The organism is Mesorhizobium koreense (assembly GCF_031656215.1).
Lineage (GTDB): Bacteria > Pseudomonadota > Alphaproteobacteria > Rhizobiales > Rhizobiaceae > Mesorhizobium_L > Mesorhizobium_L koreense.
On record NZ_CP134228.1, the window covers coordinates 2394192 to 2419844 of the forward strand.

The window sequence follows — 25653 nt, forward strand, 5'->3', positions numbered from 1 at the left end:
GCGGGACGGTTACTCCACGCTCAGCCGGTAGCCAATGCCGCGCACGGTCTGCAGCCAGACCGGATTGGACGGATCGCGCTCAATCTTGCGGCGCAGCCGGTTGATCTGCACGTCGATCGTGCGCTCGCCGACCTCCGAATCTCCCGACACGAGTTCATGGCGCGGGATGGTTTCGCCGGCGCGCTCGGCGAAGATGGCGAGGATCTCCTGCTCGCGGTCGGTGAGCTTCAGCGGCTCGCCGCCGCGCTTCAACTCGCGCCTCGCGATCTGGAACGTGTAGGGGCCGAAGACCACCTGCTCCAGCTTCGGTGTGGAAGAAGGGCCGCCGCGGCGCAGGATGTTGTTGACCCTCAGGATCAGTTCGCGCGGATCGAAGGGCTTCGGCAGATAGTCGTCGGCGCCGGCTTCGAGGCCGGTGATACGGCTGTCCGTCTCCGAAAGCGCCGTCAGCATCAGGATCGGCACGTCCTTTTCCTCGCGCAGCGATCGTGTCAGTTCGACACCGCTTTCGCCGGGCATCATGACGTCGAGCACGATCAGGTCGAAGTCAAGTCCTTCGAGCTTGCGCCGGGCCTCGTCCGCCGTGTTCGCGACGGTCACGCGAAAGCCGTTGCTGGTCAGGAACTCCCGCAAAAGCGTCCGGATGCGCGTGTCGTCGTCGACGACAAGCAGATGCGGGGCGTCATCGCCGGGAATGGCAGTTTGATCCACCATCTCAACCTTCTCCTCAATTCTCTCCCGCCCCACCCTTACCTGTGCCGCTGTCGCCTGCGCCCCTTGGGGCCGCCTTGCCGATCTGCGCCCGCAATTCCGGATTGACCATGTTCCTGAGGAAACGCTCGACCGCCGCGCGGCTGGCAGCATCCGAATCTTCGAGTGCTCTTGCGATGCGGCGGGACTGTGGCGCGGCCAGCGCCAGCAACAGCGCGCGACCCTTTGCCGTCGGGTAGAGCTCGCGCTGGCGCCGATCCCTGGGCCCCTGTACCTGGACGATGTGGCCGGTGTCGATCAATTGCTTCAATACCCGCGCAAGGCTCTGCTTGGTGATCTTCAATACGTCCAGCAGCTCGGCAACCGTTAGGCCAGGTCGGCGGTTGACGAAATGGACGACACGGTGATGCGCCCGGCCGAAGCCGTATTGCGCGAGAATCTGGTCTGGATCCGAGGTGAAATCCCGATAAGCAAAGAAAAGCAATTCGATAATGGCGAAATCGATGCCTTCTTCGCCGGACATGACAGTGCGCACCGGGGCGGTCCGATCCTCGTCCGGAAGGGAATTTCTGGCGATGGAAGCCGATGTTTTGGGCATTCAGTCCTCTATATGGGCCGCGATCCGGCAAAAATTATGTCAGCTTTGTTGACATATATTCCCGGCTTTGGTAATTTTTGCCAAGCTTTTCGGCCGATTGCGAACGAAAAGGTATTTCACGGTCTGTTTTCCCTAATCTTCCGTCGAAATATCTGTTGGGAAATGCCCCCTACGGGAGATGCCCTATCGAAAGCTCATTGGCCGGCAAGCGACGCGCGGTTGGCATTAACGCGCCACGCGGTATAGAGTTCAATCATAGCGGGCTTTGCCCAAGCGAGGTAGTCATGGCTTCTTCGGTTCCCTTCGACCAGTTGGACGGTTTCATCTGGATGAACGGCGTGTTCGTGCCGTGGAAGGACGCCAAGATTCACGTGCTCACCCACGGGCTTCACTATGCCAGCGCGGTGTTCGAGGGCGAGCGCGCCTATGGCGGCGAGATCTTTAAGCTGGACGAGCATACGGAGCGGCTGCATGAATCGGCCCGCATCCTCGGCTTCAAGATCCCCTACAGCGTCGCGGAGATCGAGGATGCCTGCCGCGAACTGCTGAAGAAGCAGGGTTTCCTCGATGCCTATGTGCGGCCGATCGCCTGGCGCGGCAGCGAGATGATGGGGGTTTCGGCGCAGAACAACCGCATCAATTGCGCGATCGCCATCTGGCAGTGGCCGAGCTATTTCGATCCGGCGCAGAAGCTGAAGGGCATCCGGCTCGATATCGCGCAGTACCGCCGGCCCGATCCGCGGACGGCGCCGTCGAAATCGAAGGCGGCCGGGCTCTACATGATCTGCACGCTCTCCAAGCATGCGGCGGAGGACAAGGGCTACGCCGACGCGTTGATGCTCGACTGGCGCGGCCAGGTGGCCGAGGCGACCGGCGCCAACATCTTCTTCGTCAAGGACGGCGTACTGCATACGCCGACGCCGGACTGCTTCCTCGACGGCATCACGCGCCGCACCATCATCGGCCTGGCGAAGCGACGGGGCTACGAGGTCGTAGAGCGGGCGATCAAGCCGGAAGAGATGGAGGGCTTCGAGCAGTGCTTCCTGTCGGGCACGGCGGCGGAGGTGACGCCGGTCTCCGAGATCGGGCCGTATCGGTTCGAGGTGGGCGAGATCGCGAAAACGCTGATGAACGACTATTCGGCCGAAGTTCAGCCCAAGCACGCGGCGGCCGCCGAGTAGAATTCAGCCGGTTTCATACGGCTCGGGCGGGCGGCAAGACACTGTCCGCCCGTTTTATTTGCTTGTTTTCCGCATTTGACTTTCCCGATATTCGGCGTCTCATAGACGCGCCGACTCACTTTTTGTCGGCTCTCACGAGGAGGGAATGCGCATGAACAGTGTCATCATGCAACTTGTCGTTCAGGTCATCACCGGCATCATCGGCGGCCAGGCGGTCGGCGCCGCGGTCAAGTCCGCGGCCATGACGCAACTGCCGAAGATCCTGAGCGGTGCGATCGGCGGGGTTGCCGGCGGTCAGATCCTGACCAATCTGCTCAGCAACCCGGCAGCCGCGAGCGCGATGAGCGGGACGCTGGGCGATGCCGTGGGCGGTGTTGTCGGCGGCGGCGTGCTAACGGCAATCGTCGGCGCCATCATGAAATCCATGAACAAGGCGTAACAAGGCCTTTTCCGGTCGGGCGGCCCTGCTCCGAGGAGAGGGGCCGCCCGATTGCTGTGCGTGGTTCGAGGCTCGCTTCGCTCGCACCTCACCATGAGGACCGTTGAGGCTTGGCACCACCTTGGCCGCGGTCCCGTACCTGGCACAAGCTGCCCTCATCCTGAGGTGCGAGCGAAGCGAGCCTCGAAGGACGCACGACAAGTCGGGTCGTTGGAGTCATTGCATTTATGGGTCAGTTGAACGCCGCCATCATCACCGTCACGCCGTTCCAGCAGAACTGCGCGATCCTGTTCGATGCGGAGACGAAGCACGGCGTCGTCGTCGATCCGGGTGGCGAGGTCGATCGCATCCGCAAATTCATCAAAGATAACGGCCTTGTCGTCGAGGCGATCTGGATCACGCATGGCCATATTGACCATGCCGGCGGCGCGATGGATCTGAAGGAGGCGCTCGGCGTCGACATCATCGGGCCGCACGAGGCGGACGCGCCGATGCTGGCCAGGCTGGAAGCGCAGGCGGCGCGCTACGGCACCACCGACGGGGTGCGCAACTGCGCGCCGGATCGCTTTTTGACCGAAGGGGAGGTTGTTTCCTTCGGCGACCATTCCTTCGAGGTGCTGCATTGCCCCGGCCATGCGCCGGGTCATGTCGTCTTCTACGACAAAGCGGCGAAATTCGCCCATGTCGGCGACGTGCTCTTCCAGGGCTCCGTCGGCCGCACCGACCTGCCGGGCGGCGACCACGCCGCGCTGATGCGCTCGATCAAGGAAAAGCTTCTGCCGCTCGGCGACGATATCGGCTTTCTCTGCGGCCACGGGCCGGGCAGTCGCTTCGGCGTGGAGCGGCGCACCAATCCGTTTCTGGTGTAATCCTAGAGAACCGGCATGGTTGCGATCCTAGAGACGAAGAGGCTTCGTCTGGAGACTTGGGGCGATGAAGGCGTAAGCGAACTGATGGAACTCCACGGCACCCATGAAGTCGTTCGGTTCCTCGACGCTACAGGTCAGTTTTATGGTAGCCAGAAAGCCGAGAAGCGGCTTCAAAAATGGGCACAAGAATACCGCAAGTACGGCTTGGGTAAACAACGGTTGGTAAAAAGGACCGATGGATTGTTTGTGGGACGCGCCGGCTACTCCTTATTCGAAACAGGCGTTCCTGAGATTGGCTATTCTTTGCTGCCTCAATATTGGGGGAACGGATATGCTACCGAAATTGCAAGTGGATTACGAGATTGGCTGGCTGCGACCAAACGGTGGACAGGTTTTATCGGCTTCGCTCATCTAGAAAATATTGCATCTCGTCGGGTCTTGGAAAAAATCGGAATGCGGCCAACGCATAAGGCGATCGTCTCTGAGCTTCCAATGCAATTTTACGCACTAGATTTCGTCAATGGGCTTTGGTGAGCATACCAATTCTCCTCCGCGCGAGAATTTCGCGCAGATGAATGTATGTCTTCCACTCATGCCGCGCGCTCTTGCGAGCGCACGAACGTGCTGTTTACCCGACGGACAGGTTGACGGCCTTCGGGCCTTTTCCGCGCTGGTCCGGCTCGGTATCGAACGTCACCTTCTGTCCGTCATCCAGCCCCGACAGGCCCGATGCCTGCACGGCGGAGATGTGGACGAATACGTCCTTGTTGCCGTCATCCGGCGTGATGAAGCCGAAACCTTTGGCATGATTAAAAAATTTGACGGTACCGGATTGCGGCATGGAAAGCTCCTTTTCTCCCATCAGATTGCTTTCCGACCGGGCGTAGGACGCCAGGTCGCGTCGGTCCTTTACTGGAGGAGAAGAAACAGATAGGCCGCGCCGGGATCTTGCCGAAACCTTCTCGTTTCGCGGTCCAGCCGGGCCATCTTCCATGAGAGCCCATGCCATGCCATTCCAGTCTCCGGGCCGGCAAATGCCCGAACATCAAACTTGTCCCCTATTTTCGTCCAGGGGACAATGAAAAGTTTTTTAATCGGACGGAACGGCAATGCGCGGCGCCCTGTGAGGAGCGGAAAACGCACGTCGCTCCGCCGGATCAGTCGACCCGAAGGTTGACCGCCTTCGGGCCCTTGCCCATGCGATCCGGCTCGGTGTCGAACGTCACCTTCTGGCCTTCGACCAGGCTTTGCAGCCCCGACGCCTGAAGCGCGGAGATATGAACAAAGACGTCCTTCGCGCCGCCGTCCGGCGTGATGAAGCCGAAGCCTTTGGTCGTGTTGAAGAATTTTACAGTTCCGGTCTGGGCCATGGGAAATCCTCTTCCCGTTGGTGGTTTCTGGCATCCGTGCAACGCGCACGGCTTTGCCACCCGCCTGAGCGGGGCTGTCAGATATTCACGGTAGCGGGGAAAGGGTCGTCAATAACGTCCAGTCTCCGGGTTGGCAAATGCCCGAACGTACAGTTTGTAATACGGATACCGGCGCCTGGCAAGATGGCAGTCATCAATAAGTTCCGCGCCAGTTGGGTCAATGATCCACTGCAGACCCCGCCCACGGATATCCCTGTGCAGGCCTGGCGCCGCTGTTTTCCAGAGGTGCGACAGGAAAATGTCCTACGACGGTTACAATTCGGCGTCGGCTCCCCTATGTTACGAAACGTAACAACACGTAATGTCACGTGAGGTAACTCAAGAGGAGGAGAACACCATGAACGACAGCACAGGTTTTTCGCAGCGCTGGGCGGCCTTCCGGCCATCCAAGGCGGTCTGGCTCTGGTCCTGCGTGGCATGCATCGTCGCCACGATGGTCGTCGGTTTCGCCTGGGGCGGCTGGACCACCGGCGGAACGGCGGCGAAAATGGCTTCGGACGCGGCCGACCATGCGCAAGCCGAACTCGCCGCCACCGTCTGCGTCGCCAAATTCATGGAGGCGCCCGACGCCGCCACCCAGCTCGCTACCCTGAAAAAAACCGATAGCTGGAAACGCGACGACGTGATCAAGGACGGTGGCTGGGCGAAGATGGCCGGCGTCAAGGAGGTGCCCTCCGGCACGGACGATCTGTGCGCGCAGAAGCTTGCCTCGATGGAAGCGCCCGCCGCAAAGCCGGTTGCCCAGGAAACCACGCAGCAGGAAGCTGGCGGCTGATCCTCGCATGTCACGTCTGCTTCACCCCTCGTGAAACGCTCGTGCGTGAGGGGTGAGGCTCTCAATCTGGCCCAAACGGTCGCAGGGCGGGGGCCTTCAAAAAGGCCGCAAATCAGCGCATATGTCGCGCCGGTATCCCTTTCGGAAAGTCCCGTCCTTGTCGTTCTCCGTCGAACTGCTCGGCGCGCTTGCGGCCGTCACAACCACGCTGTGCTGGCTGCCGCAGCTTTTCAAGATCGTGCGCGAGCGGCAGGCGTCCGGCGTATCGCTGGCCACCAATGCGGCACTGGCGAGCGGCGTGTTCCTGTGGTGCGTCTACGGCGTGCTGATCGCGTCCTGGCCGGTCATCGCGGCGAACGCGGTGACGCTTTTCTTCATTCTCGCGATTGTCGGGTTGAAGCTGCGCTACGGATGAGGCCGCCGCTCCTGACAACTTGCTGTCAGGAGCATGGGCCCGACCGTCACGCGATGCGTGGGCGGCCTTTTCATCCGGCGTGACTCCGCCCATATTCGGGCGATGGCCAGAACACCCGCAAAGAAGTCGCCGCCAGAGCAGGCGGAGCGACAAGAACCGCGTCGGCGCGGCAGCCCGCTGACCGACTATCTCGACGCGTCGGAGCCGCTGGAGAGGGGTTTCGCTGGAGGCGGCTTCGAGGAGGCACCGCAGCGCGGGCTTTCAGGCACACCGCTATCCGGCTCGATCGCCGATTGGGCCGGGGAGATTTCAAAGGCAGCGGAGGAGGAAGAGCGTCCGCTCGCGCCCCCGAGGGGAGAGGTCGGCAAGCCGCCGAAACCCACCAAGCGCATTCCCGAACGGTCGGCTGCGCCGACGCGCACAGGGCGAGGCACGTCCATGGGCGGAGCGGCGTCGGCAAAGGAACGCGCTTCCGTCGGTCTGATGCCGGTTGCCGGGCTCGACGTGACGCTGGAGGAGGCCGACGCGCTGTCCAATTCGGGCGTCACGGCGACGGTCGCGGCGTTGTCCAAGCTGATCGAGGGCGGCAACCCGCTGCACAAGGACGGACAACTGTGGGTGCCGCACCGGCCCGAGCGGCCGGAGAAATCGGAAGGCGGCATCCATATCAAGATGGTGTCGGACTACGAGCCGGCCGGCGACCAGCCGACCGCCATCGCCGACCTCGTCGAGGGTGTCAGCCGCAACGACCGCACACAGGTGCTGCTCGGCGTCACCGGCTCGGGCAAGACCTTCACCATGGCCAAGGTGATCGAGGCGACGCAGCGCCCGGCGCTGATCCTGGCGCCGAACAAGACGCTCGCCGCGCAGCTTTACGGCGAGTTCAAGAACTTCTTCCCGGACAATGCGGTCGAGTATTTCGTCTCCTACTACGATTATTACCAGCCCGAGGCCTATGTGCCGCGGACGGACACCTTCATCGAGAAGGAATCCTCCATCAACGAGCAGATCGACCGCATGCGCCACTCGGCGACACGCTCGCTGCTCGAGCGCGACGACGTGGTGATCGTCGCCTCGGTGTCGTGCATCTACGGTATAGGTTCGGTCGAGACCTATACGGCGATGACCTTCCAGATGTCGCTCGGCGACCGGCTCGACCAGCGCCAGCTTCTCGCCGACCTCGTGGCACAGCAATACAAACGGCAGGACATCAATTTCGTGCGCGGCTCCTTCCGCGTGCGCGGCGACACGATCGAGATCTTCCCGGCGCACCTGGAGGACCGGGCGTGGCGCATCTCGCTTTTCGGCGACGAGATCGACTCCATCACCGAGTTCGACCCGCTGACCGGCCAGAAGACCGGTGACCTGAAATCTGTCAAGATCTACGCCAACTCGCACTACGTGACGCCGCGGCCGACGTTGAACCAGGCGATCAAGTCGATCAAGGAGGAACTGAAGCAACGCCTTGCCGAACTGGAGCGGGCCGGGCGATTGCTGGAAGCGCAGCGGTTGGAGCAGCGCACGCGCTTCGACCTGGAAATGCTTGAGGCGACGGGCTCCTGCGCCGGCATCGAGAACTATTCGCGCTATCTGACCGGCCGCGCGCCGGGCGAGCCGCCGCCGACGCTGTTCGAATACATTCCCGACAACGCGCTGGTCTTCGTCGACGAAAGCCACCAGACCATCCCGCAGATCGGCGGCATGTATCGCGGCGACTTCCGCCGCAAGGCGACGCTGGCCGAATACGGCTTCCGCCTGCCGTCGTGCATGGACAACCGGCCGTTGCGTTTCGAGGAGTGGGACGCGATGCGGCCGCTTTCGGTCGCGGTATCGGCGACGCCGGGCGGCTGGGAGATGGAAGAAGCGGGCGGCGTCTTCGCCGAACAGGTGATCCGCCCGACCGGACTGATCGACCCACCGGTCGAGGTGCGTCCGGCCAAGACCCAGGTGGACGACGTCGTCGGCGAAATCCGCGAGACGACGCGCAAGGGCTACCGCACGCTGGTCACCGTGCTGACCAAGCGAATGGCCGAGGATTTGACCGAGTACCTGCACGAGAACGGCATCCGCGTGCGCTACATGCATTCCGATGTGGAGACGCTGGAGCGCATCGAGATCATCCGCGATTTGCGCCTCGGCGCCTTCGACGTGCTGGTCGGCATCAACCTCCTGCGCGAGGGGCTCGACATTCCCGAATGCGGGTTCGTGGCGATCCTCGACGCCGACAAGGAAGGCTTCCTGCGCTCCGAAACCTCGCTGGTCCAGACGATCGGCCGCGCGGCGCGCAATGTCGACGGCAAGGTCATCCTCTACGCCGACCAGATCACCGGCTCGATGGAGCGGGCGATGGCGGAAACGCAGCGCAGGCGCGACAAGCAGGCGGCGTGGAACGAAGAACATGGCATCACGCCGGAGAGCGTGAAGTCGCGCATCGCCGACATCCTCGATTCCGTCTACGAGAAGGACCATGTGCGCGCCGACATCAAGGGTTTTGCGGAGAACGAGGGCGCGCTGATCGGCAACAATCTCACGGCGCATCTGGAGGCGCTGGAGAAGCAGATGCGCGACGCGGCGGCCGATCTCGACTTCGAGCGCGCCGCGAGGCTGCGCGACGAGATCAAGCGGCTGCGCGAGGCGGAACTGGAGATTTCCGACGACCCGCTGGCGCGAGAGATCGAACGCCTGAGTCCGGTGAGCGGGCGCGAGAAGGGCAAGCACAACAAGGGCCGCCAGCGGCATCGGACCGTCGACGAGACGTCGCTATTCGCCAAGCCGTCCCTGGACGAGATGGGCCGTGCCGGCGACCACGCCACGCCGGCGAAGAAGGGTTTCGCGAAGCCTTCTCTCGACGACATGGGGCCGGGCACCGATACGGCCATTCCCGCAGGTGCCGTCTCGCGTTCGCTGTTCAAGATGCAGTCGGCGCGCGAGGCGCACGGTTCCGATTTCGGCATCCCTGAAGATCAGCGCGGACGCTCATTGTTCAGGAAGAACTCGTTGGACGAGATGACCGTGCGGCGCACCGAAAAGCCCGTTGACGGCGGAAAGCCTATCAAGCGCGAGAGGATCGGGCGTGGTTCGTATGAGGACCCGGCGGATGAGCGCGAGAGCCGCCGACGCTCCAAGAAGACTGGGCGGCCGGGGCAGTAGCTGACTTCATCCCGCACTCGCTCTACCCTTCCGGTTCGACGAAGACGCGCTGGCGGGGGACGCCGAGGCCGGTGTCGGGCGGAAGGCCGGTCGCGGGGCGGTCCTCTTCCATCATGTGCAGGCTGCGCCAGTTGCCGAAGCGGTAATAGGCGATCGCCAATAGCAGCGAGGCGATGGAGCCCGCCGGAAAGCTCCACCACAGCGCTTCCTGCCCGAGCGTGCCGCGCAGCGCATAGGCAAAGCCGGTACGTATCAAGAGGACGGAAACGATGAGAATGATCAGCGGCGGCATCACCGCGCCGGTGGCGCGGACGGTGGCGAAGAGCACGATCGTCACGCCGAAGAGCACGAAGGACCACGAGACGACGTTGTTGATGTGGACGGCAATATCGATCGCCCCGCTATCGTTGACCAGGAAGAGGCCGAGTACCGGCCGGTCAAACACGAACAGCAGCGTAACCAGCACGCCGGTCAGAAGCAGGTTGAAGCCGACGCCGGCGCCGGTGATACGGCCGATGCGGTCCCAGCGGCGCGCGCCGACATTCTGCGCCGCCATCGAGGAGACCGCCGCGCCGATGGCGAGCGCCGGCATCTGGATGTAGGTCCAAAGCTGCGCCGCGATGCCGTAAGCGGCCGCGACGCGCGAACCATAGGCGTTGACGAAGCCCATCAGGATCAGCGCCGCCATCGAAATGACGATCATCTGCAGGCCCATCGGAACGCCCTTGAAGACGACGATGCGCAAAAGCTTCGGGGCGGGGCGCAGCAAGGCGAGATCGGCGCCGGCGAGTCTGAGCGGATGCCGGCGCGCGTAGAGGAGCGCGATGATGGCCACGACGCTGATCGTCTGGCCGATCAGCGTCGAAGTGGCGGAACCGGCGATGCCGAGTTCGGGGAATGGCCCGATACCGCGTATGAGCAGCGGGTTCAGTACGATGTCGAGGGCGACCGCCAGGGCCATGAAGAAGAAGGGCGTTCGTGAATCGCCGGCGCCGCGCAGTATGGTCATGACGAAGGTCAGAAGGTTCATTGCTGGTACGGCGACGAAGATGACGCGCAGATAGGCGTGGGCAAGCGGCAGTGCATCGGGCGGGGTGCCAAGCAGTTTCAGGATGGCATCGACCCAGATCCAGCCGCATATCGCAAACACCGCCGAAACGGCGAAGAAGAAGCTGGCGCTGGTGCCGACGATGCGGCGCGCCTCGTGCATGTCGCGCGCGCCGACCGACTGCGCCACCAGGATGGTCGCCGCCATGCCGATACCGAAGACGGTGCCGAGCAGCAGGAAAAGCACGAGGTTGGCGTTGGAGGTCGCTGTCAGCGCCGATTCGCCGAGGAAGCGGCCGACCCAGACGGCGTTGACCGAGCCGTTCAGCGATTGGAGCACGTTCGAGCCGAGCACCGGCAGGGCGAACAGTAAGAGCGTGCGCGCGATCGGGCCGCTGGTCAGGTCATGAGCGCGGCGGCCGGGTCTCTCTTTTATGCGACGATCCGTTTTCTCCAAGCCCGGCCGGCCTTCTTGTGTAGCAGGTGACGAACTCGACTACGCGAAACAGGCCGCGCGCGCCATCCCCGACCACTTCCGCCGATGCAGGCGGCCAACAGAATTTTCCGCCCGCCTATGTCGGCTCGTCCATCCCGTCTTCGTCCTCGAGGCATCGCAACACGAAAACGGAGAACCGACATGACCGATGCCACCGTAACCGCAGAAGCTCCGGCGAAGCCGCTCGGCGGGCTTGCCGCCTATCTTTCGGTCGAGGGCGCGCTCAAGGCCGCCGAATTCTACAACAAGGCTTTCGGGGCGGAGACGAAGTTCTTCTATCCGCCCGACGAGAAGGGGCGGACGATGCATGTCCATCTCTACATCAACGGCTCGTCGGTCATGCTGGGCGACGCCTATCCGGAACACGGCCACCCCTTCAAGCAGCCGCAGGGCTTTACCATGCAACTCTTCCTCAATGAGGCGAATATCGACGAGTGGTGGGATCGTGCGGTCAAGGCCGGCTGCGAGGTGGTCAATCCGCTGCAGCCGATGTTCTGGGGCGACAAATGGGGTAGCTTGCGCGATCCGTTCGGCATCGACTGGGCGATGAACGCGCCGATCGCCAAAAGCTGACGAAAGACAGGGACTGGCGAAAGATCGGGCGCGGTCCGGTTGAACGGGCCGCGCCCTGCTCATGCTTCGCGCTTTACTTGAACCATTTGTCGTTGATGGCCTGGTAGGCTCCGGTCTTGATCGACTGATGCAGCCATTCGTCGACGAAGGCCTTGAAATAGGGGTCACGCTGCAGCCAGTACGCCTTTTCGGCGAAATCGAACGGCTTGTCGGGATGGACCGAGCAGAGCACGCCTTCATGCAGCTTTTGCTGGTAGCGCGTCTCCGAGGCGTCGGTGATCATGACGTCGGCATGGCCGGCCGCAACCTCGTCGAAGATCTTCGTGTTGTCGGGAAACACGACAATCTTGGCATGTGTGAAATGCGCGCGATCGAATTTTTCGTTGGTGCCGCCGGGATTGGCGATCACGGTCACGTCCGGCTTGTCGATGTCGGCGATGGTCTGGAACTTGTCCTTGTCGGCGCAGCGCGCGATCGGCGTCTTGCCCTCCTGCATGTAGGGGTCGGTGAAGAGGCCGACCTTCTGCCGGTCGAAGGTGACGGAAACGCCGCCCATCGCCATGTCGAACTTGTCGGCCTTGAAGTCCTTCATCAGGTTTGGCCACGAGGTCGGCACGATTTCCAGTTTCACGCCGAGCGCCTTGGCGAGGCTGTTCGCCTGATCGATATCGAAACCGGAGAATTCGCCGGTCGACGGGTCCTTGAAAGTGAAGGGCTTGTAGTCGCCGGTCGAGCCGACTTTGAGCACGCCTGTCGCAAGGATCTGGTCGAGTCGTGATGGCACGGCCGTGGCGTCGGCGCGTGCGGCGGGCATGAAAGCAAGCAGCGCAATGGCGCCGGCAAAAATGGAACGCAGCATGGAGTCCTCCGGAAAAGATTTTTTGAAGGAGAACATGTCAGCACGGCGCCGCGAAGATGGCAATCGCCTGTGACCCTGGCCATGTCCGCGTCACGCAGGCGAGATCGAATTTCAGGCTGCAAAGCTTCTGTCGCTGAAACATGGTTTACGGCCGGTTGTGGAAATTAACCTTTCGAGCAACGAGGCCGATCACATGTTGCGTGTTCCGGTTGCCCGATCCCGCGAAAAGGATAGGTTCCGCCGCGTTCACATAAAAGTTGCCGTTACGAGAACCTTTGGGAGGAAGCGTTCCATGTCGTTGCTTCATATCGGCGTGGCGCTCGGCCTCTCTGCTGCCGCGGCTTTCCTGGTAACCGGCGTGGCCATGCGTCCGATCGTGCCGGATTGTGTGGCGGGCAGCCATTCGGTTCGTGGCAAACCGGTATGCCTGCCGGTCTATGACGGCCAAGACACTGCCGTTCCAGGCGGTTCCGCCCATGGGTTCGATGCTGGCGAGCAACATCCTGGCCGTCACTTTCGCTGACGGCTGAGAGGGTCTGCTGGCAGCAGGAGCGGCTGAACGCCGCTCCACACAGGAATATCGCTCGAAATCTAGCAGGCGTGGTTCGAACGCACCCGATAGCCGGCGCTCTCCGCCTGACAGCTATTGGGGAATGTGCGGCTGCGCCCATCCCGCATGGCACAGACAGGCTTGTAGATCTGGGGACACATTTGCGGTCTGTCCGGGCGGTGTGGCCTGTCGGGACGATCCGGCCGATGGGGAGGCCTGTCGGGCCTGTTGGTGCCGGGGAAGCTCGGTACACCAGAGCATTGGCCACGGCGGACGATGTCGAAGCCGGCGCGGCGCGCCTCGCAACTGTTGGAGAAGGTCTGGCGCCTGTTATGGCGCTCGCCGCATACAGGCGCGTATTCGCGGGTGCAGAATTGATGGCTCGGCTGATGCGGCCGTGACGGGGGAAGCGGTCCGGGATTTTCGACCACCGTACATGATGAGATGAACAGGCCGAGCAGCAGCAGGGCCGCGGCTTTCGCGCCCTGGTGGATTGGTTTCCGGAATGGCATCGCCGTCCTCCTTCATATCCCCCGGTTCGTGAATAGCGAAAAAGCACGGCCCAAGGAACCGTCTCGCGGCAATCTCCTGTGGGATCGTCCGGCCGGCCTCGATTCCACTGAATGTACGCCATATCGTCTAGTCGGGAGCGGCACGGTCGAGCGGGCGGACGGGATTGCAGACGACGGCAATGTTCATTTCGGTCCTCGACCTGAAGCCAATCTGCTCGTAAAGCCGAATGGCCGCTCTGTTGTCGGCGTAGACATGGAGATAGGCCGTTTCGCCGCGCCCGGCGATGTGGCCGGCGACAAAGAGCGAGAGCAGGCGTGCGAGGCCGCGGCCGCGAAAATCAGGGTGGACGCAGACGCCGCTCAATTCGGTGAAGCCGACCTGCTTCATGCGTTCGCCCGCCATCGCCGCCAGCCGGCCATCCATCCGAATGCCGAAGAATTCGCCCAAATCCATGGCGTGGAGCGTAAAGGGACCAGGCTTCGTCAATATTGCCAGTTCCACCATTTCCGCCGCGTCGGCAGAACCAAGGGCGCGGATGCGGGCGTCGGCCGCACTCTCGATCGGCCTTTCGGCCAACATCTGCACCGCAGCGGCGGTGACGGTCGCGCTCAGTTCGGGCGGGAGAGCGATCGGATCGGCCTGCGCCATGTAGATCGTTTCGCCGGGCCTCACCAGTGCGGCGAGCTCGGCGAGGCTTTCACGTCCGTCATCAACTGTCGAGGCGAAAGGCACGATCGCAGTGGGGTAGCGGCGGGCGAGGGCGCCGCCTTCGGCAAGCGAGGCGTGACGTGAACTGAGCGCGCTCCACACGGGGCGATCGAGGAGGTGTATCATTTCTTTGCCTGTTCCGGTTTTGGCATGCGGCGGTAGAGCGGCTTTTCAGCGAGGCCGTCTTCCAGGGCGGCAAGCTGATCGAGAAGTGAGCCTTCGAGCCGGCTGCACAGATCGGCGACGGCGCGCTCGACGAGTGGCCAGACCGTGGCCTTGGCGCTATCGACGAGGGTCTTTCCCACGTCCGTCAAGGAGACGATGCGGCGACGCTGGTCGTCGGGCGCCACCCGCGACCGGACTAGGCCAAGCCCTGCCAACTGGCCGATGCTGCGTGTCGCGCCAGGCTGGGTGACGCCCACCGCCTCGGCCAACTCGCCGATGGTCAGCGGACCCAGCCGATCGAGCGCGGCAAGGAAAGGATGGTGGCTCGCCAGCAAGGGCAGCCCGGATTGGTCGAGGATGCGTTGCGTATCGGCCTGGAGCCGCTCACCGATCCGGCGGAAACGGCTGCCGAGCGGCAGATAGCCGAGCGAGCGGACGATATCTTCGGTCATGATGTATATTCCAGAAAAGTATAGTTATTTATATAACATCTTATATAAATGTGCAACAGAGGAGTGCGGCTACAGGGCCGCGGACGCAATCGATGGGAGGAAGGCTATTCCGCCGCCTGCCGGCCGCGCAGATCGCCGCTGGCGCGCGCCCTGACGGCGGCGCCGAAGGCTTCGAACAGGGCGCGGTTGATCGGGTTGGTGGCCGGATCGTACTCGGCATGCCATTGGACGCCGAGCGCGAAGTCCGAAGCGCCCTCGATGCGGATTGCCTCGATCGTGCTGTCTTCCGCAATACCTTCCGCGATGACGCGACGGCCAAGCTGGAGAATCCCCTGGCCGTGCAGCGAGTTGACCTTGATCGTGTCGCGCCTGAACAGCCGTGCGAAGACGCCGCCGGGCGTCAGCCGCACCTCATGGCGGTCGGCGAAGACGACGGTCGGGTCGGGATGGATTTCGCCGTTCTCCAGCCTCGGCATGCGATGGTTGATATGGCCCGGCAATTCGCGGATTTCGGGGTGGAGCGAGCCGCCGAAGGCGACATTCATCTCCTGGAAGCCGCGACAGATGCCGAAAACGGGCACGCCGCGTTCCACGCAGGCCTCGATAAGCGGCAGCGCCAGCGCGTCACGCGCCTCGTCATAGGGTTCGTATTTGGCGGTTGGCTCGGTGTTGAAGCGGGTGGGGTGCACATTGGCCCGGGCGCCGGTAAGCACGATGCCGTCGACCGTGTCGAGCAGATCGGGGATGTGGGTGATCTTCGGGTTCCCCGCGAAGACCAGCGGCAGCGCGCCAGCCACTTCCGCCACCGCGCAAAGGTTGCGCTCGCCCGCCATCTGCACGCTGAAGCGGTTTTCCACCACATGCGTGTTGCCGATGACGCCGATCACGGGTCTTTTCATCGTCGCTCCTTCGGCCTTGTGCCCGCCCGCAGAAATATACGACCGCGAATCAAGCGGCCGAAAGGGCCGAACACCCAGCTTTTTGGGGGATACTCCCGCAAACGCCGACGGACAAGGGGCGCGTCGAGGATGGAGTGTTCAGAACCTGCGCGCGCTCTGCTTGTCGCCGCCGCCCGCGCATGCCCTACATTTGCTGTCACAATACGGTTCTAATGACGGTCGACTGCAACGAAAGAGGGTGATTCGATGAAAATCGCGGTTCTGGGCGGCGACGGCTTCATCGGATGGCCTACCTCGCTTCATCTTTCTGCACGCGGTCACGAAATCCACATTCTCGACAATCTCTCGCGCCGCTGGATCGATACGGAGCTTGGCGTGCAGTCGCTGACCCCGATGGATTCCATCCAGGAGCGGACGCGCATCTGGCATCTGGAGACAGGGCGGCGCATCCGCTTCCATCTGATCGACCTCGCGCGGGACTACGAGGTTCTGAAACGTTGGCTCGGCGAAAACCGGCCCGACGCCGTCATCCATTTCGCGGAGCAGCGCGCCGCGCCTTATTCGATGAAGAGCGACCGACACAAGAACTACACTGTCAACAACAACGTCAACGCCACGCACAATCTGCTCAACGCGCTGGTCGAACTCGATCTCGACGCGCATCTCATCCATCTCGGCACGATGGGCGTCTACGGCTATTCGACGGTAGGCGCCGCTATCCCGGAAGGCTATCTGCCGGTCGGCATCGAGCGGCTGGACGGCGAGATTGTCGACCAGGAGATCCTCTACCCGGCCAACCCCGGCTCGATCTATCACATGACGAAATGCCTCGATCAACTTCTCTTCCAGTTCTACGCGAAGAACGATGGCGTGCGGATCACCGATCTGCACCAGGGCATCGTCTGGGGTACGCATACGGAGGAAACGCGGCTGCACGCGCAACTCGTCAATCGCTTCGACTATGACGGCGATTACGGCACGGTGCTCAACCGCTTCCTCATACAGGCGGCGATCGGCTATCCGCTCACCGTGCATGGTACGGGCGGACAGACCCGCGCCTTCATCCATATCCAGGATTCGGTGCGCTGCATCGAGCTTGCGCTGAAGAACGCGCCGAAGCGCGGCGAACGCGTCAGGATATTCAACCAGATGACGGAGACCCATCGTGTGCGTGATCTCGCCGAACTGATCTCACGCATCACCGGGGCGCGGATGGCCTATCTGCCCAACCCGCGCAAGGAGGCGGCGGAGAATGATCTCGTGGTGAAGAACGACCAGTTCCTCGCGCTTGGACTGGAGCCGACGACGCTCGCCGAGGGGCTTTTGACGGAGGTTGTGGACGTGGCGAAAAAGTTCGCCTATCGCGTCGATCGTTCGCGTATTCCCGCAGTATCTGCCTGGACGCGCGATCTCGCGTCGACGCTCGAACGCGACCCGGAAGGCAAGCGGCTGAAGAGCGTAGGGTAAAGGGGGCGGTGTCGGCAGGGCTTTTCGCTTGAGCACCCCCCTCTGGCCTGCCGGCCATCTCCCCCTCAAGGGGGGAGATCAGCCTTCGCGGTCGCTTTCGCCAATCATAAACGTCACAGGAAGAGCGCCCGAGCATGCGGCCGGCATGATCTCCCCCCTTGAGGGGGAGATGCCTGGCAAGGCAGAGGGGGGTGAAAAGGCGCCCCTTGGCGCTCGATGACCAAGGCTCACGCCTATGTCACCCTCGTCACCAATGCCGACTACGCCAGGGGCGCGGTGGCGTTGGTGCGTTCGCTGATGCGGACGGACACGCAAGCCGGCATCGTGGTCATGCATACGGGTGGCGTATCGGGGGAGGTACTGGCGCCGGTGGCGGCGCTCGGCGCGCGTCTGGCGCCGGTCGAACTCCTGCCGACTTCCGACGCCTTCAACGCGCGCCATTCCCGCGCGCGCCAGCACGAGGCGGCGCCCTTCACCAAGGGTGAGAAGCCGGCTTTCCATACGCCGCTCGACAATTTCGCCAAGCTCAGGCTCTGGCAAATGGCCGGATATGAGAAGATCGTCTTCCTCGATGCCGATGTGCTGGTACTGAAGAATATCGATCGACTCTTTTCCTATCCCGAGTTTTCCGCCGCGCCGAACGTCTATGAGAGCCTTGCCGATTTTCGCCGACTCAACTCCGGCGTGTTCGTGGCCCGACCCTCGGAGGCGACGTTTTTGGCGATGCTGGAAAGGCTCGACCGGCCGGAAGCCTTCTGGCGGCGTACCGACCAGACCTTCCTGCAAGACTTCTTTCCTGACTGGCATGGGCTGCCGGTTTACTTCAACATGCTGCAATATGTCTGGTTCAACCTGCCCGACCTCTGGGATTGGAAGTCGATTTCGGTGCTGCACTACCAGTATGAGAAGCCGTGGGAGGACCACGCCAAGGCCGACAGGCTGCAGCCGCTGGTCGATCTCTGGCGAGCCTATTACAGCGGTGAGGGGATTCCGGAGACGGCCAGCCTGCCCAACCCGATGGGCGGGCCGTGACGTTAGCGCTCGTCTCCGGTGGCAGTGGTTTCGTCGGCCGTTTCATCGTCGAAAGGCTGATTGGCGAAGGGATGTCGGTCCGGATTACCGGGCGGACGCCGCCCGTGGATAAATTCTTCTCGCGGTCTGTCCAGTTCGTACCGCAAGCACTTGATCCGGAATCGGATTTCTCCGCCGTATTTTCAGGGGTCGATTATTTCGTCCACGCCGCCTTCGACCATCTGCCGGGTCGATACAGGGGCGGTGAGGGCGGTGACGCGGAAGGCTTTCGCCGGCGCAACCATCTCGGCACAGCCGCCTTCTTTCGCGCGGCCAAGGAGGCGGGCGTCCGCCGCGCCGTCTTCCTGTCGAGCCGTGCGGTTTATGGCGTGCAGGAGCCAGGGGCGGTGCTGACCGAGGAAACAGTGCCGCATCCGGACACGCTCTATGGCGAGGTGAAGCTGGCGGCGGAACGCGAAATCCTGGCGATGGCAGGGGAAGGTTTTTGGCCGGTCGTCCTCAGGATCACCGGCGTTTACGGACCAGCCGGCGAAGGCCGCCGGCACAAATGGGCCGATCTTTTCGACGATTGGCGGGCGGGGTGGGAAATCGCACCCCGCGCCGGCACCGAAGTGCATGGTGAGGACGTGGCATCCGCTGTCTCGCTCACGCTTTCTACATCCGCGACGGTGTCAGGCGAAGTCTTCAACGTCTCGGATATAATCGTCGATCGACGGGAATTACTGGAGATGGTTGGCGAGATCACCGGCGTTGCAAAGCCTCTGCCCGCTGCTGCGGACTGTTCGACGCTGAACGTCATGTCCTGCGAGAAGCTGCGGGCGCTTGGCTGGCAACCGGGCGGGCGGGTGAAGCTTGCGGAGTTCCTACGAAGCTCTTTGGCCAATCGGGGCCCGGAATGACAAACAGCGAAGGCTCGCGGAGCCTTCGCTGTCGTCGAATAGTCGGGTATTGCCGCCTTCAGCCCTTGTTGGCGGCCTCGGCGTGGTGCTTCTTCCTGGTGCCGGGTTCCTCGGCTTCCGAGGTGTTCGCGGCCTGGAGCTTGGCCTTGGCTTCGCGATAGAGCCGCTGATAGGGCTGCAATTCCTTGACCTCGGCTTTCAGCTTGGCGATCTGACCGGTCAGGTTGGCGATTTCGCCTTCCAGTTTCTCCATTCCGGACATTTCCGACCGTTCGGCGCCGAGGGCGGCGAGGCTCTTCTTGTCGGCCTCGCTCTCCCGTTTCAGCGTGGCGATCATCTCCTGCGCGATCTGCTTCTCGGTGGTCATGTCGTCGAGCTGCGACTTCAGCCGGGCGATCTCCTCGCCCGCGTCGGCCTGGCCGGCGGAGGCGGTTTCGAGGCGCGTGTGCAGGCTCTGTATCTCTTCCTTCAGACCACGGATCTCAGCCATGCCGCGCTTTGCTTCCGCTTCGCTCTCGGCCTCGCGGGCGATGGCGGCTTCGTGGAGTTCCGCCTGCCTTGCCTCGGCTATCTCGGCCTGCTTCTGCAGCCGGATGATCTCCTTGTCGGTTCTGGTGAGCGCCGCCTGCGTCTCGCGATGACGCGTGGTCTCGTTGGAATGGCTGGCGGAAAGCTCGTCGAACTTGCGCCGCAACTCCGTCTCACGCTTCAGCGCCTTTTCGAGGTCGATCGACAGATTGACCTGCTTTTCGCGCAACATCTCGTTCTCACGCAGGCGCCGTTCGGCCTCGACGGTGCGCGTGGAGAGCGTCTTCACCAGATCGCCGCGCTCGGATTCGGTCCGGGACAGATTGTTGCCGAGCTCGACATTCTCAAGCTTGAGGCTGGAAAGCTCGATCCGCAGTGCGTCGCGATCCTGCAGCAGGCCAGTTTCGCGGCGGCGCAGCGCTTCCAGCGCCGTCTCCAGTTCCTGGTGCTTCTTGAGAGCGTCGTGAAGCTGCTCGGAGAGCTTGCGGTTTTCCGCCGAGAGCGTGTTGCTCGCCGCCTCGAGTTCGCTGGCGCGATGGATATCGGAATGGACGGCGTTGAGGAACTCGCGGGTGAGATGATGGGACGTGATGATCTCGGCAAGGCCCGAGCCGACGCTTTCGAGATGGTCGTGCGCGTTGCGGTGAAGCTCTTCGAGCGATTCCAGCGCCGCCATCCGGCCCTGCGCGTAAGAAGTAAGCCGGACGGCAGGCTCCTGCTGTTCCTCAGGACGCCCATCGGCGAAACGTCCATCAGGCTTGACTTCTTCCGCCACAGTTGTTTCTTCGGAAACGGCATTGTCTTCCGTGGGCTGCGCCGTATCCGGCAGGCTGAAAAGGTCCTCGTCGAGCACATCCAGCATGCCTGTCTGGAGTTCCTCGAAAGCCTTGTCCAGCTTGTCGCCGCGTTTGAGCATACCCATCAGATTCATCACTTCACCCCTTGGCAGGAACACCGCCGTGTTCCGAATTTATTCAGGAATTGGTAACCCTGTTACTACAGCCGATCTTTTGTGAACGGAAGGTTCGCGCCGGACGCATCGCCAAGTATAGTAAATTTCTACGCTTTCCTGCTTCGGCCCTTCTTGCGGCTGACGTAGAATCCCTCGATTTTAATAAACATTTAGGCATGTCCGACTTGGCCTTTGTTGCGGCGGCAGCTCCTGCGGCTTGACGCCGTCGCAGCCAATCCCGTCGCGTTGAAGATGGCGCGGCCGTCGAAAAAGTCTACATTCGGGCGGAAAACTGACCAAAAGGCGTAGGAATGGGCGAGGAAGAGGAAGACAGGAGCGGCACGGCGGAATATGCCTCGCCCCCCTGCTTCATGCATGAATTGACAGAGGATTACCGCGTGCCGACGTCTGCCGACGCCCAGGCCGCGGCGGACGTCTATCGTTGGCGCAAGGCGGAAAGGCAGCGCCAGATCGAGGCGCGGTTGGCGGTCAGCGCGGCGGACCGCGCGGCGATGACGGAAGGCATAGCGGCCGGCATCAATGCGCTGATCGGCGACGTCGGTGGCAGGCTCGCCAGCTATTACTGGCCGTTCCGCGGCGAGCCCGATCTCAGGCCGTGGGGCCAGGCGATCGTGGACAGAGGCGGGCGCACCGCGCTGCCGCTCGTTGTGGCGAAAGGCCAGCCGCTCGTCTTCCGAGAATGGAAGCAGGGCGAAAAACTGGAGCGCGGCGTCTGGAACATTCCCATCCCAGCGGAAGGCGATCCGGTTTTCCCGGATATCGTGATCGCGCCGCTCGTCGGTTACGATCGCTCGAACTACCGGCTCGGCTACGGAGGTGGCTTCTTCGACCGGACGCTCGCATCGCTGCCGAGGAAACCGCTTGTCATCGGCATCGGCTATGGCTCATGCGCGCTGCCGACCATCTATCCGCAGGCGCACGATATCCCGATGGACGCCATCGTCACCGAGAAGGGCGTGGTTTCCGACCGGCGGTAGGGAGAGTAGAGGCGCCGCATCTTCTCCGTGCAATCGGGAGGGTGACCGCCTTTGAGGTTCGACCCCCACTCCGTCTCGGCTTCGCCGATCCAGCTCTCCCCCGCTCGACGGGGGAGAGGAAGCGCCGACCGTAAGGCCTGGCCCCTTTCCTCGCCCCCACGAAAGTGGGGGAGAGGTGGCCCGCGAAGCGGGACGGAGCGGGGGATCTTTTTTACCGTATGCGAGATCAGGCGGCGATGGCTGCCTGATTGTGCGTTTTGGCTAGCGCGCCGGCGCATTCCAAGGCTCCGCTGATCGCCTTCTGGGCGGCTTCCTCGCCGAAGGCCAGGCCCTCGACGCGGATGAATTCGACGTCGGTGATGCCGATGAAGCCGAGCATATGCCGGATATAGGGCGAGGCGAAGTCGATCGCTTTGGTCGGCCCGTCGGAATAGATGCCGGCGCTCGCCATCACGACATAGGCTTTCTTGTCCTTTAGCAAGCCTTCCGGGCCGCTTTCTGTGTAGCGGAACGACTTGCCGCGCACGGCGATGCGGTCGAACCAGCTCTTCAGCGGCGAGGTGATGGCGAAGTTGATCATGGCCGCGCCGATGATCACTGTGTCGGCGGCAGCGATCTCCGCGATCAGCTTGTCGGATTCTTCGGCGGCTGCCTTTTGCGCAGCGGTCGGTTCATCAGAAGGTGCGGTCGCGGCGACGACGAACTCGCTGTCGATATGGGCGGGCGGATTGGCACCGAGATCGCGTACGGTCAGCGATCCGCCGCTTTTGTCGGCGATCGATCCTGCGAGGGTCCGTGCCACCTTGGTTGACAACGAGGCTTCGCCGCGCGGGCTGGATAGAACGAGAAGAGTACTGGACATGAAGGTCTTCCTTTTCGGTGGCGGCTTTGGGAGGGGCCGCTTACTTTGATTTCGTTGGTTACAAGTTTGATACTGGTAACAAACAAGAACCGATGCTAAATTAGATACCGAAGAGGAAGGCGCAAGGAGGCACTTTTTTGGAACACGGTGACAATCTTGTAACCCCGAACTGCCGGGCGGTGGCCGATGTCCTGGCCAGGATCGGCGACAAATGGACGGTGTTCGTGGTTCGCAGTCTTTCCGACGGACCCAGGCGCTTCACCGAGATCAAGCGCATGATTAACGGGATTTCGCAGCGAATGCTGACACTTACGCTGCGCGGGCTGGAGCGAGACGGTTTCGTGACGCGCACGGTGACGCCGTCGATCCCGCCGCGCGTGGACTACGAACTGACCGAGCTTGGCCGCACTCTGATTGGGCCGCTGCACACCATCGGTGAATGGGCGACGACACATCGTCAACAGGTGGAAGACGCCCGCGACAGCTTCGATCGTGCCACTATGGAATCGGTGCCGCCCCGGCTGATTGGTGCCGGCGGGGGAGGGCGCTGAGCCTCACGGAAACAGCGGGTCGGGCGCCATCTCCAGATGCAGCGTATCGCCCTTCCATGGATGTGCTTCGCAGACCGCCTCGTCGAGTTCGACGCCGAGGCCCGGTTCCTTCGGCGGGATGACCCAGCCGTCCTGCCAGCCGATTTTCTTCTTCAAGAGTTTCGCGTGGAAGCCATCCCAGGTCTTGATCGACTCCAATATGAGGAAATTGGGCAGGGTAGCGGCTAGCTGGATGTTGGCGGCGCCAACGATCGGCCCGCAATAGCAGTGCGGCGCGATCTGGATGTGATGGGCCTCGGCCATCGCGGCGATCTTTTTCGTTTCGAGAATGCCGCCTGAGCGGCCGAGATCGGGCTGGAGGATGCTTGCCGCCTTGTGCTCGATGACGCGTGCAAACTCCCATTTCGTCGTCAACCGCTCGCCGGTGGCGATCGGGATGGAGGTCCAGCGCGCGACCTCGGCCATCACTTCGGGCATGTCCGGCGGCACCGGCTCCTCGAACCAGAGCGGGTCGTAAGGCTCGATGGCGCGTGCCATGCGTCGTGCGCCGGACGCCGTGAACTGGCCGTGCGTGCCGAACAATATGTCGGCCTTCGTGCCGACTGCTTCACGTATCGCCTTCAACATACGGGCCGAAAGGTCGATGTCGGTGAGGCGCGGCTGGTGGCCGTCGAAGGCGGTGTAAGGGCCGGCCGGGTCAAGCTTGACGGCGTTGAAGCCCTGTTTGACATATTCGAGCGCGCATAGGGCGGCGAGATCGGGGTCGTTGTAGACATTCTTCAGGCTGTCCGTCTCGCCGGGATAGACGCTGCCGGTCTGCGGATAGAGATAGGTGTAGGAACGCAGCCGCTCATGCACCTGGCCGCCGAGAAGCTTGTAGACCGGCTTGCCGGCCTCCTTGCCGATGATGTCCCAGCAGGCCATTTCGAGCGCCGAGACGCAGCCCATCATCGATACGTCCGGACGTTGCGTGAAGCCGGAGGAATAGGCGCGGCGGAAGAAGCTCTCGATGTCGTGCGGATCGCGGCCGACGAGGTGGCGCGCCGCACAATCCTCGATCATGCGCGCGGTGGTCTCGGGGCCGAAGGTGGCGTTGTAGGCCTCGCCATAGCCGACGACGTTGCCGTCGGTCGTCAGCCTGACGAAGATGAAATAGCGCCCGCCGATCTGCGGCGGCGGATTGCCGACGATAAAGGTTTTGACGTCGGTGATTTTCATTTGGCGCTCCGGAGCGGCAGGGGCAATAGGGCATTTAAGGCATTAGGGCAGTGGAGGTGCTGCCGCACCTTTCCGCTAGTTCTTATTGCCTTACTCCCTTAAAACACGATCACATTCCTCAGCGCCTTTCCAGCATTCACCTCGGCGATCGCCTCGTTGATGCGCTCCAGCGGGTAGCGGGCGGTGATGAGTTCGTCGAGCTTCAGCCGGCCGGCGCGGTAGAGGTCCACCAACTCTGGAATGTCGGTCGCGACGCGGGTTTCTCCCATCTTCGAGCCGAGTATCTTCTGGTTCCATGCGGCCACGGTGCCTGGGTCATATTCGGCCATGACGCCGGAAGGCGGCATGCCGACGATGACGACCGTGCCATTCTTCGTGATATAGTCGAAGGCGCGGTCGAAGGCCGCTTTCGCGCCGACCGTGACGAAGACGAAGTCGACGCCGCGCCCCTGGGTCAGCGCCTTGATCGCCTTTGTCGCATCGTCCTTCTTCGGATTGACGGCATGGGTCGCGCCGAAGCGCTTGGCTGCCTCCAACTTGTCGTCGGCGAGATCGACGGCGACGATGATGCCAGCGCCGGCGATCGCCGCGCCCTGCACGCTGTTCAGCCCGACGCCACCGCAGCCGACAACGGCGACATGATGGCCGGGCTTCACCTTTGCCGTGTTGACCACCGCGCCATAGCCGGTGATGACGCCGCAGGCGAGCAGCGAGGCGGCGTCGAAAGGCACATCCTTCGGAATCGCCACCATCTGGCTTTCATGCGTCAAGACGCGCTCGGCGAAGGCGCCGGTATGCATGGCCTGGACATAGGGGCGGCCGTCCGCGCCGGAGAGCGGACCTTTTGTGTCACGCGCAAAGACCTCCTCACACATGACCTCGCTGCCCTGCCGGCAATAATGGCAGTGGCCGCAAGAGCGGATCAGGGTGACCACTACATGGTCGCCCGGTTTGACGCGCGAGACGCCGGTTCCGGTCGCCGCGACGACACCGGCGGCTTCGTGTCCGTAGACGGCCGGCAGGTCGCCGCCCCATGCGCCCTCGGCGAAAAAAATATCGGAATGGCAGATGGCGCAGGCCCTGATGTCCACCAGCACCTCACCGGGGCCTGGCTTGGCAAGGTTGATCTCCTCGATCACAAGAGGCTTGCCGAATTCGTGGCAGACGGCGGCTTTCATCTGAGGAGGCTCCTGCTTCGAGGCGCGGACAATGGCGGCAATCTAGATAGCGGGCAAGCAGGCGCGTACAGAAAATGCGGCATGCGGCGTCGGCTTTTCGCCAGCGTGCGGTTCCGCGTCACGGTGCCATTGACCGTT

General features: G+C 62.7%; 28 protein-coding genes. 14 read left to right on the forward strand and 14 right to left on the reverse strand.

What is annotated here, in order from left to right:
* Positions 1-9: 9 nt before the first annotated feature.
* Entirely contained in the window at positions 10-714 is a 705-nt protein-coding gene (locus tag RBH77_RS11340; RefSeq protein ID WP_311032274.1) for a response regulator, read from the reverse strand.
* Positions 715-727: 13 nt separating this feature from the next.
* Entirely contained in the window at positions 728-1309 is a 582-nt protein-coding gene (locus RBH77_RS11345) for a MarR family winged helix-turn-helix transcriptional regulator (RefSeq protein ID WP_371832861.1), read from the reverse strand.
* Between the two features lie 284 nt (positions 1310-1593).
* On the opposite strand from RBH77_RS11345, the gene RBH77_RS11350 reads away from it, so the two are divergent.
* From RBH77_RS11350 to RBH77_RS11365, 4 genes are all read left to right on the forward strand, one after another.
* Positions 1594-2490: a branched-chain amino acid aminotransferase gene (locus RBH77_RS11350; protein ID WP_311032276.1), complete on the forward strand. Its 897-nt coding sequence runs from the start codon at positions 1594-1596 to the stop codon at positions 2488-2490.
* Between the two features lie 145 nt (positions 2491-2635).
* A complete protein-coding gene (locus RBH77_RS11355) occupies positions 2636-2929 on the forward strand; it encodes a hypothetical protein (protein ID WP_311032277.1) in 294 nt (97 codons plus the stop codon).
* A 227-nt stretch (positions 2930-3156) separates the two neighbouring features.
* Entirely contained in the window at positions 3157-3798 is a 642-nt protein-coding gene (locus RBH77_RS11360) for an MBL fold metallo-hydrolase (RefSeq protein ID WP_311032278.1), read from the forward strand.
* A 15-nt stretch (positions 3799-3813) separates the two neighbouring features.
* Positions 3814-4332 carry a GNAT family N-acetyltransferase gene (locus RBH77_RS11365; protein WP_311032279.1) on the forward strand — a complete coding sequence of 173 codons (519 nt, stop codon included), beginning with the start codon at positions 3814-3816 and terminating at the stop codon, positions 4330-4332.
* A 94-nt stretch (positions 4333-4426) separates the two neighbouring features.
* Here RBH77_RS11365 and RBH77_RS11370 read toward each other — a convergent pair whose 3' ends face one another.
* Positions 4427-4639 (reverse strand): cold-shock protein, encoded by a 213-nt coding sequence (locus RBH77_RS11370; protein ID WP_311032512.1) that lies wholly within the window; start codon positions 4637-4639, stop codon positions 4427-4429.
* Positions 4640-4955: 316 nt separating this feature from the next.
* Positions 4956-5168 (reverse strand): cold-shock protein, encoded by a 213-nt coding sequence (locus tag RBH77_RS11375; protein WP_311032280.1) that lies wholly within the window; start codon positions 5166-5168, stop codon positions 4956-4958.
* A gap of 397 nt (positions 5169-5565) precedes the next feature.
* Here RBH77_RS11375 and RBH77_RS11380 point away from each other — a divergent pair, with 397 nt between their 5' ends.
* The 3 genes from RBH77_RS11380 (at position 5566) to uvrB (ending at position 9568) form a co-directional block, all read left to right on the forward strand.
* A complete protein-coding gene (locus RBH77_RS11380; protein WP_311032281.1) occupies positions 5566-6003 on the forward strand; it encodes a hypothetical protein in 438 nt (145 codons plus the stop codon).
* Positions 6004-6160: 157 nt separating this feature from the next.
* Complete coding sequence (locus RBH77_RS11385; RefSeq protein WP_311032282.1) at positions 6161-6418, forward strand: SemiSWEET family sugar transporter; 258 nt, start codon at positions 6161-6163, stop codon at positions 6416-6418.
* Between the two features lie 102 nt (positions 6419-6520).
* Entirely contained in the window at positions 6521-9568 is a 3048-nt protein-coding gene (gene uvrB / locus RBH77_RS11390) for an excinuclease ABC subunit UvrB (RefSeq protein WP_311032283.1), read from the forward strand.
* A 22-nt stretch (positions 9569-9590) separates the two neighbouring features.
* On the opposite strand, the gene RBH77_RS11395 is transcribed toward uvrB, so the two are convergent.
* On the reverse strand, positions 9591-11072 hold the full coding sequence (locus tag RBH77_RS11395; RefSeq protein ID WP_311032284.1) for an MATE family efflux transporter: 1482 nt from the start codon (positions 11070-11072) through the stop codon (positions 9591-9593).
* Positions 11073-11252: 180 nt separating this feature from the next.
* On the opposite strand from RBH77_RS11395, the gene RBH77_RS11400 reads away from it, so the two are divergent.
* Complete coding sequence (locus tag RBH77_RS11400) at positions 11253-11684, forward strand: VOC family protein (protein ID WP_311032285.1); 432 nt, start codon at positions 11253-11255, stop codon at positions 11682-11684.
* Positions 11685-11757: 73 nt separating this feature from the next.
* On the opposite strand, the gene RBH77_RS11405 is transcribed toward RBH77_RS11400, so the two are convergent.
* On the reverse strand, positions 11758-12543 hold the full coding sequence (locus RBH77_RS11405) for a transporter substrate-binding domain-containing protein (RefSeq protein WP_311032286.1): 786 nt from the start codon (positions 12541-12543) through the stop codon (positions 11758-11760).
* A 292-nt stretch (positions 12544-12835) separates the two neighbouring features.
* Between RBH77_RS11405 and RBH77_RS11410 the strand changes: the two genes are divergently transcribed.
* A complete protein-coding gene (locus RBH77_RS11410; RefSeq protein WP_311032287.1) occupies positions 12836-13066 on the forward strand; it encodes a hypothetical protein in 231 nt (76 codons plus the stop codon).
* Between the two features lie 68 nt (positions 13067-13134).
* On the opposite strand, the gene RBH77_RS11415 is transcribed toward RBH77_RS11410, so the two are convergent.
* The 4 genes from RBH77_RS11415 to RBH77_RS11430 all read right to left on the reverse strand — a co-directional run bounded on the left by RBH77_RS11415 (position 13135) and on the right by RBH77_RS11430 (position 15830).
* Positions 13135-13605, reverse strand: coding sequence for a Kazal-type serine protease inhibitor domain-containing protein (locus RBH77_RS11415; protein ID WP_311032288.1), 471 nt, complete (start codon positions 13603-13605; stop codon positions 13135-13137).
* A 127-nt stretch (positions 13606-13732) separates the two neighbouring features.
* Positions 13733-14440 (reverse strand): GNAT family N-acetyltransferase, encoded by a 708-nt coding sequence (locus RBH77_RS11420; protein ID WP_311032289.1) that lies wholly within the window; start codon positions 14438-14440, stop codon positions 13733-13735.
* Entirely contained in the window at positions 14437-14931 is a 495-nt protein-coding gene (locus tag RBH77_RS11425) for a MarR family winged helix-turn-helix transcriptional regulator (RefSeq protein WP_311032290.1), read from the reverse strand. Before RBH77_RS11425 ends, RBH77_RS11420 begins: the two co-directional genes overlap by 4 nt.
* 104 nt (positions 14932-15035) lie before the next feature.
* The gene (locus RBH77_RS11430) at positions 15036-15830 is read right to left on the reverse strand and encodes a gamma-glutamyl-gamma-aminobutyrate hydrolase family protein (RefSeq protein WP_311032291.1); all 795 of its coding nucleotides are present in this window, start codon (positions 15828-15830) and stop codon (positions 15036-15038) included.
* Between the two features lie 246 nt (positions 15831-16076).
* Here RBH77_RS11430 and RBH77_RS11435 point away from each other — a divergent pair, with 246 nt between their 5' ends.
* The 3 genes from RBH77_RS11435 to RBH77_RS11445 all read left to right on the forward strand — a co-directional run bounded on the left by RBH77_RS11435 (position 16077) and on the right by RBH77_RS11445 (position 19228).
* The gene (locus RBH77_RS11435; RefSeq protein WP_311032292.1) at positions 16077-17297 is read left to right on the forward strand and encodes an NAD-dependent epimerase/dehydratase family protein; all 1221 of its coding nucleotides are present in this window, start codon (positions 16077-16079) and stop codon (positions 17295-17297) included.
* 216 nt (positions 17298-17513) lie between these two features.
* Entirely contained in the window at positions 17514-18329 is an 816-nt protein-coding gene (locus RBH77_RS11440) for a glycosyltransferase (protein ID WP_311032293.1), read from the forward strand.
* Positions 18326-19228, forward strand: coding sequence for an NAD-dependent epimerase/dehydratase family protein (locus RBH77_RS11445; protein WP_311032294.1), 903 nt, complete (start codon positions 18326-18328; stop codon positions 19226-19228). The genes RBH77_RS11440 and RBH77_RS11445 overlap by 4 nt, the downstream gene beginning before the upstream one ends.
* A gap of 58 nt (positions 19229-19286) precedes the next feature.
* On the opposite strand, the gene RBH77_RS11450 is transcribed toward RBH77_RS11445, so the two are convergent.
* Positions 19287-20687 carry a coiled-coil domain-containing protein gene (locus tag RBH77_RS11450; protein WP_311032295.1) on the reverse strand — a complete coding sequence of 467 codons (1401 nt, stop codon included), beginning with the start codon at positions 20685-20687 and terminating at the stop codon, positions 19287-19289.
* Between the two features lie 332 nt (positions 20688-21019).
* Between RBH77_RS11450 and RBH77_RS11455 the strand changes: the two genes are divergently transcribed.
* Positions 21020-21706 (forward strand): 5-formyltetrahydrofolate cyclo-ligase, encoded by a 687-nt coding sequence (locus RBH77_RS11455; protein WP_311032296.1) that lies wholly within the window; start codon positions 21020-21022, stop codon positions 21704-21706.
* 226 nt (positions 21707-21932) lie between these two features.
* Here RBH77_RS11455 and RBH77_RS11460 read toward each other — a convergent pair whose 3' ends face one another.
* The gene (locus RBH77_RS11460) at positions 21933-22568 is read right to left on the reverse strand and encodes an FMN-dependent NADH-azoreductase (protein ID WP_311032297.1); all 636 of its coding nucleotides are present in this window, start codon (positions 22566-22568) and stop codon (positions 21933-21935) included.
* A 137-nt stretch (positions 22569-22705) separates the two neighbouring features.
* On the opposite strand from RBH77_RS11460, the gene RBH77_RS11465 reads away from it, so the two are divergent.
* Positions 22706-23119 carry a winged helix-turn-helix transcriptional regulator gene (locus RBH77_RS11465; RefSeq protein WP_311032299.1) on the forward strand — a complete coding sequence of 138 codons (414 nt, stop codon included), beginning with the start codon at positions 22706-22708 and terminating at the stop codon, positions 23117-23119.
* Between the two features lie 3 nt (positions 23120-23122).
* Here the strand turns inward: RBH77_RS11465 and RBH77_RS11470 are convergent, their stop codons facing one another.
* Both RBH77_RS11470 and RBH77_RS11475 read right to left on the reverse strand, forming a co-directional pair.
* On the reverse strand, positions 23123-24337 hold the full coding sequence (locus RBH77_RS11470; protein WP_311032300.1) for a mandelate racemase/muconate lactonizing enzyme family protein: 1215 nt from the start codon (positions 24335-24337) through the stop codon (positions 23123-23125).
* 98 nt (positions 24338-24435) lie between these two features.
* Positions 24436-25515, reverse strand: coding sequence for a Zn-dependent alcohol dehydrogenase (locus RBH77_RS11475; RefSeq protein WP_311032301.1), 1080 nt, complete (start codon positions 25513-25515; stop codon positions 24436-24438).
* Positions 25516-25653 lie beyond the last annotated feature (138 nt).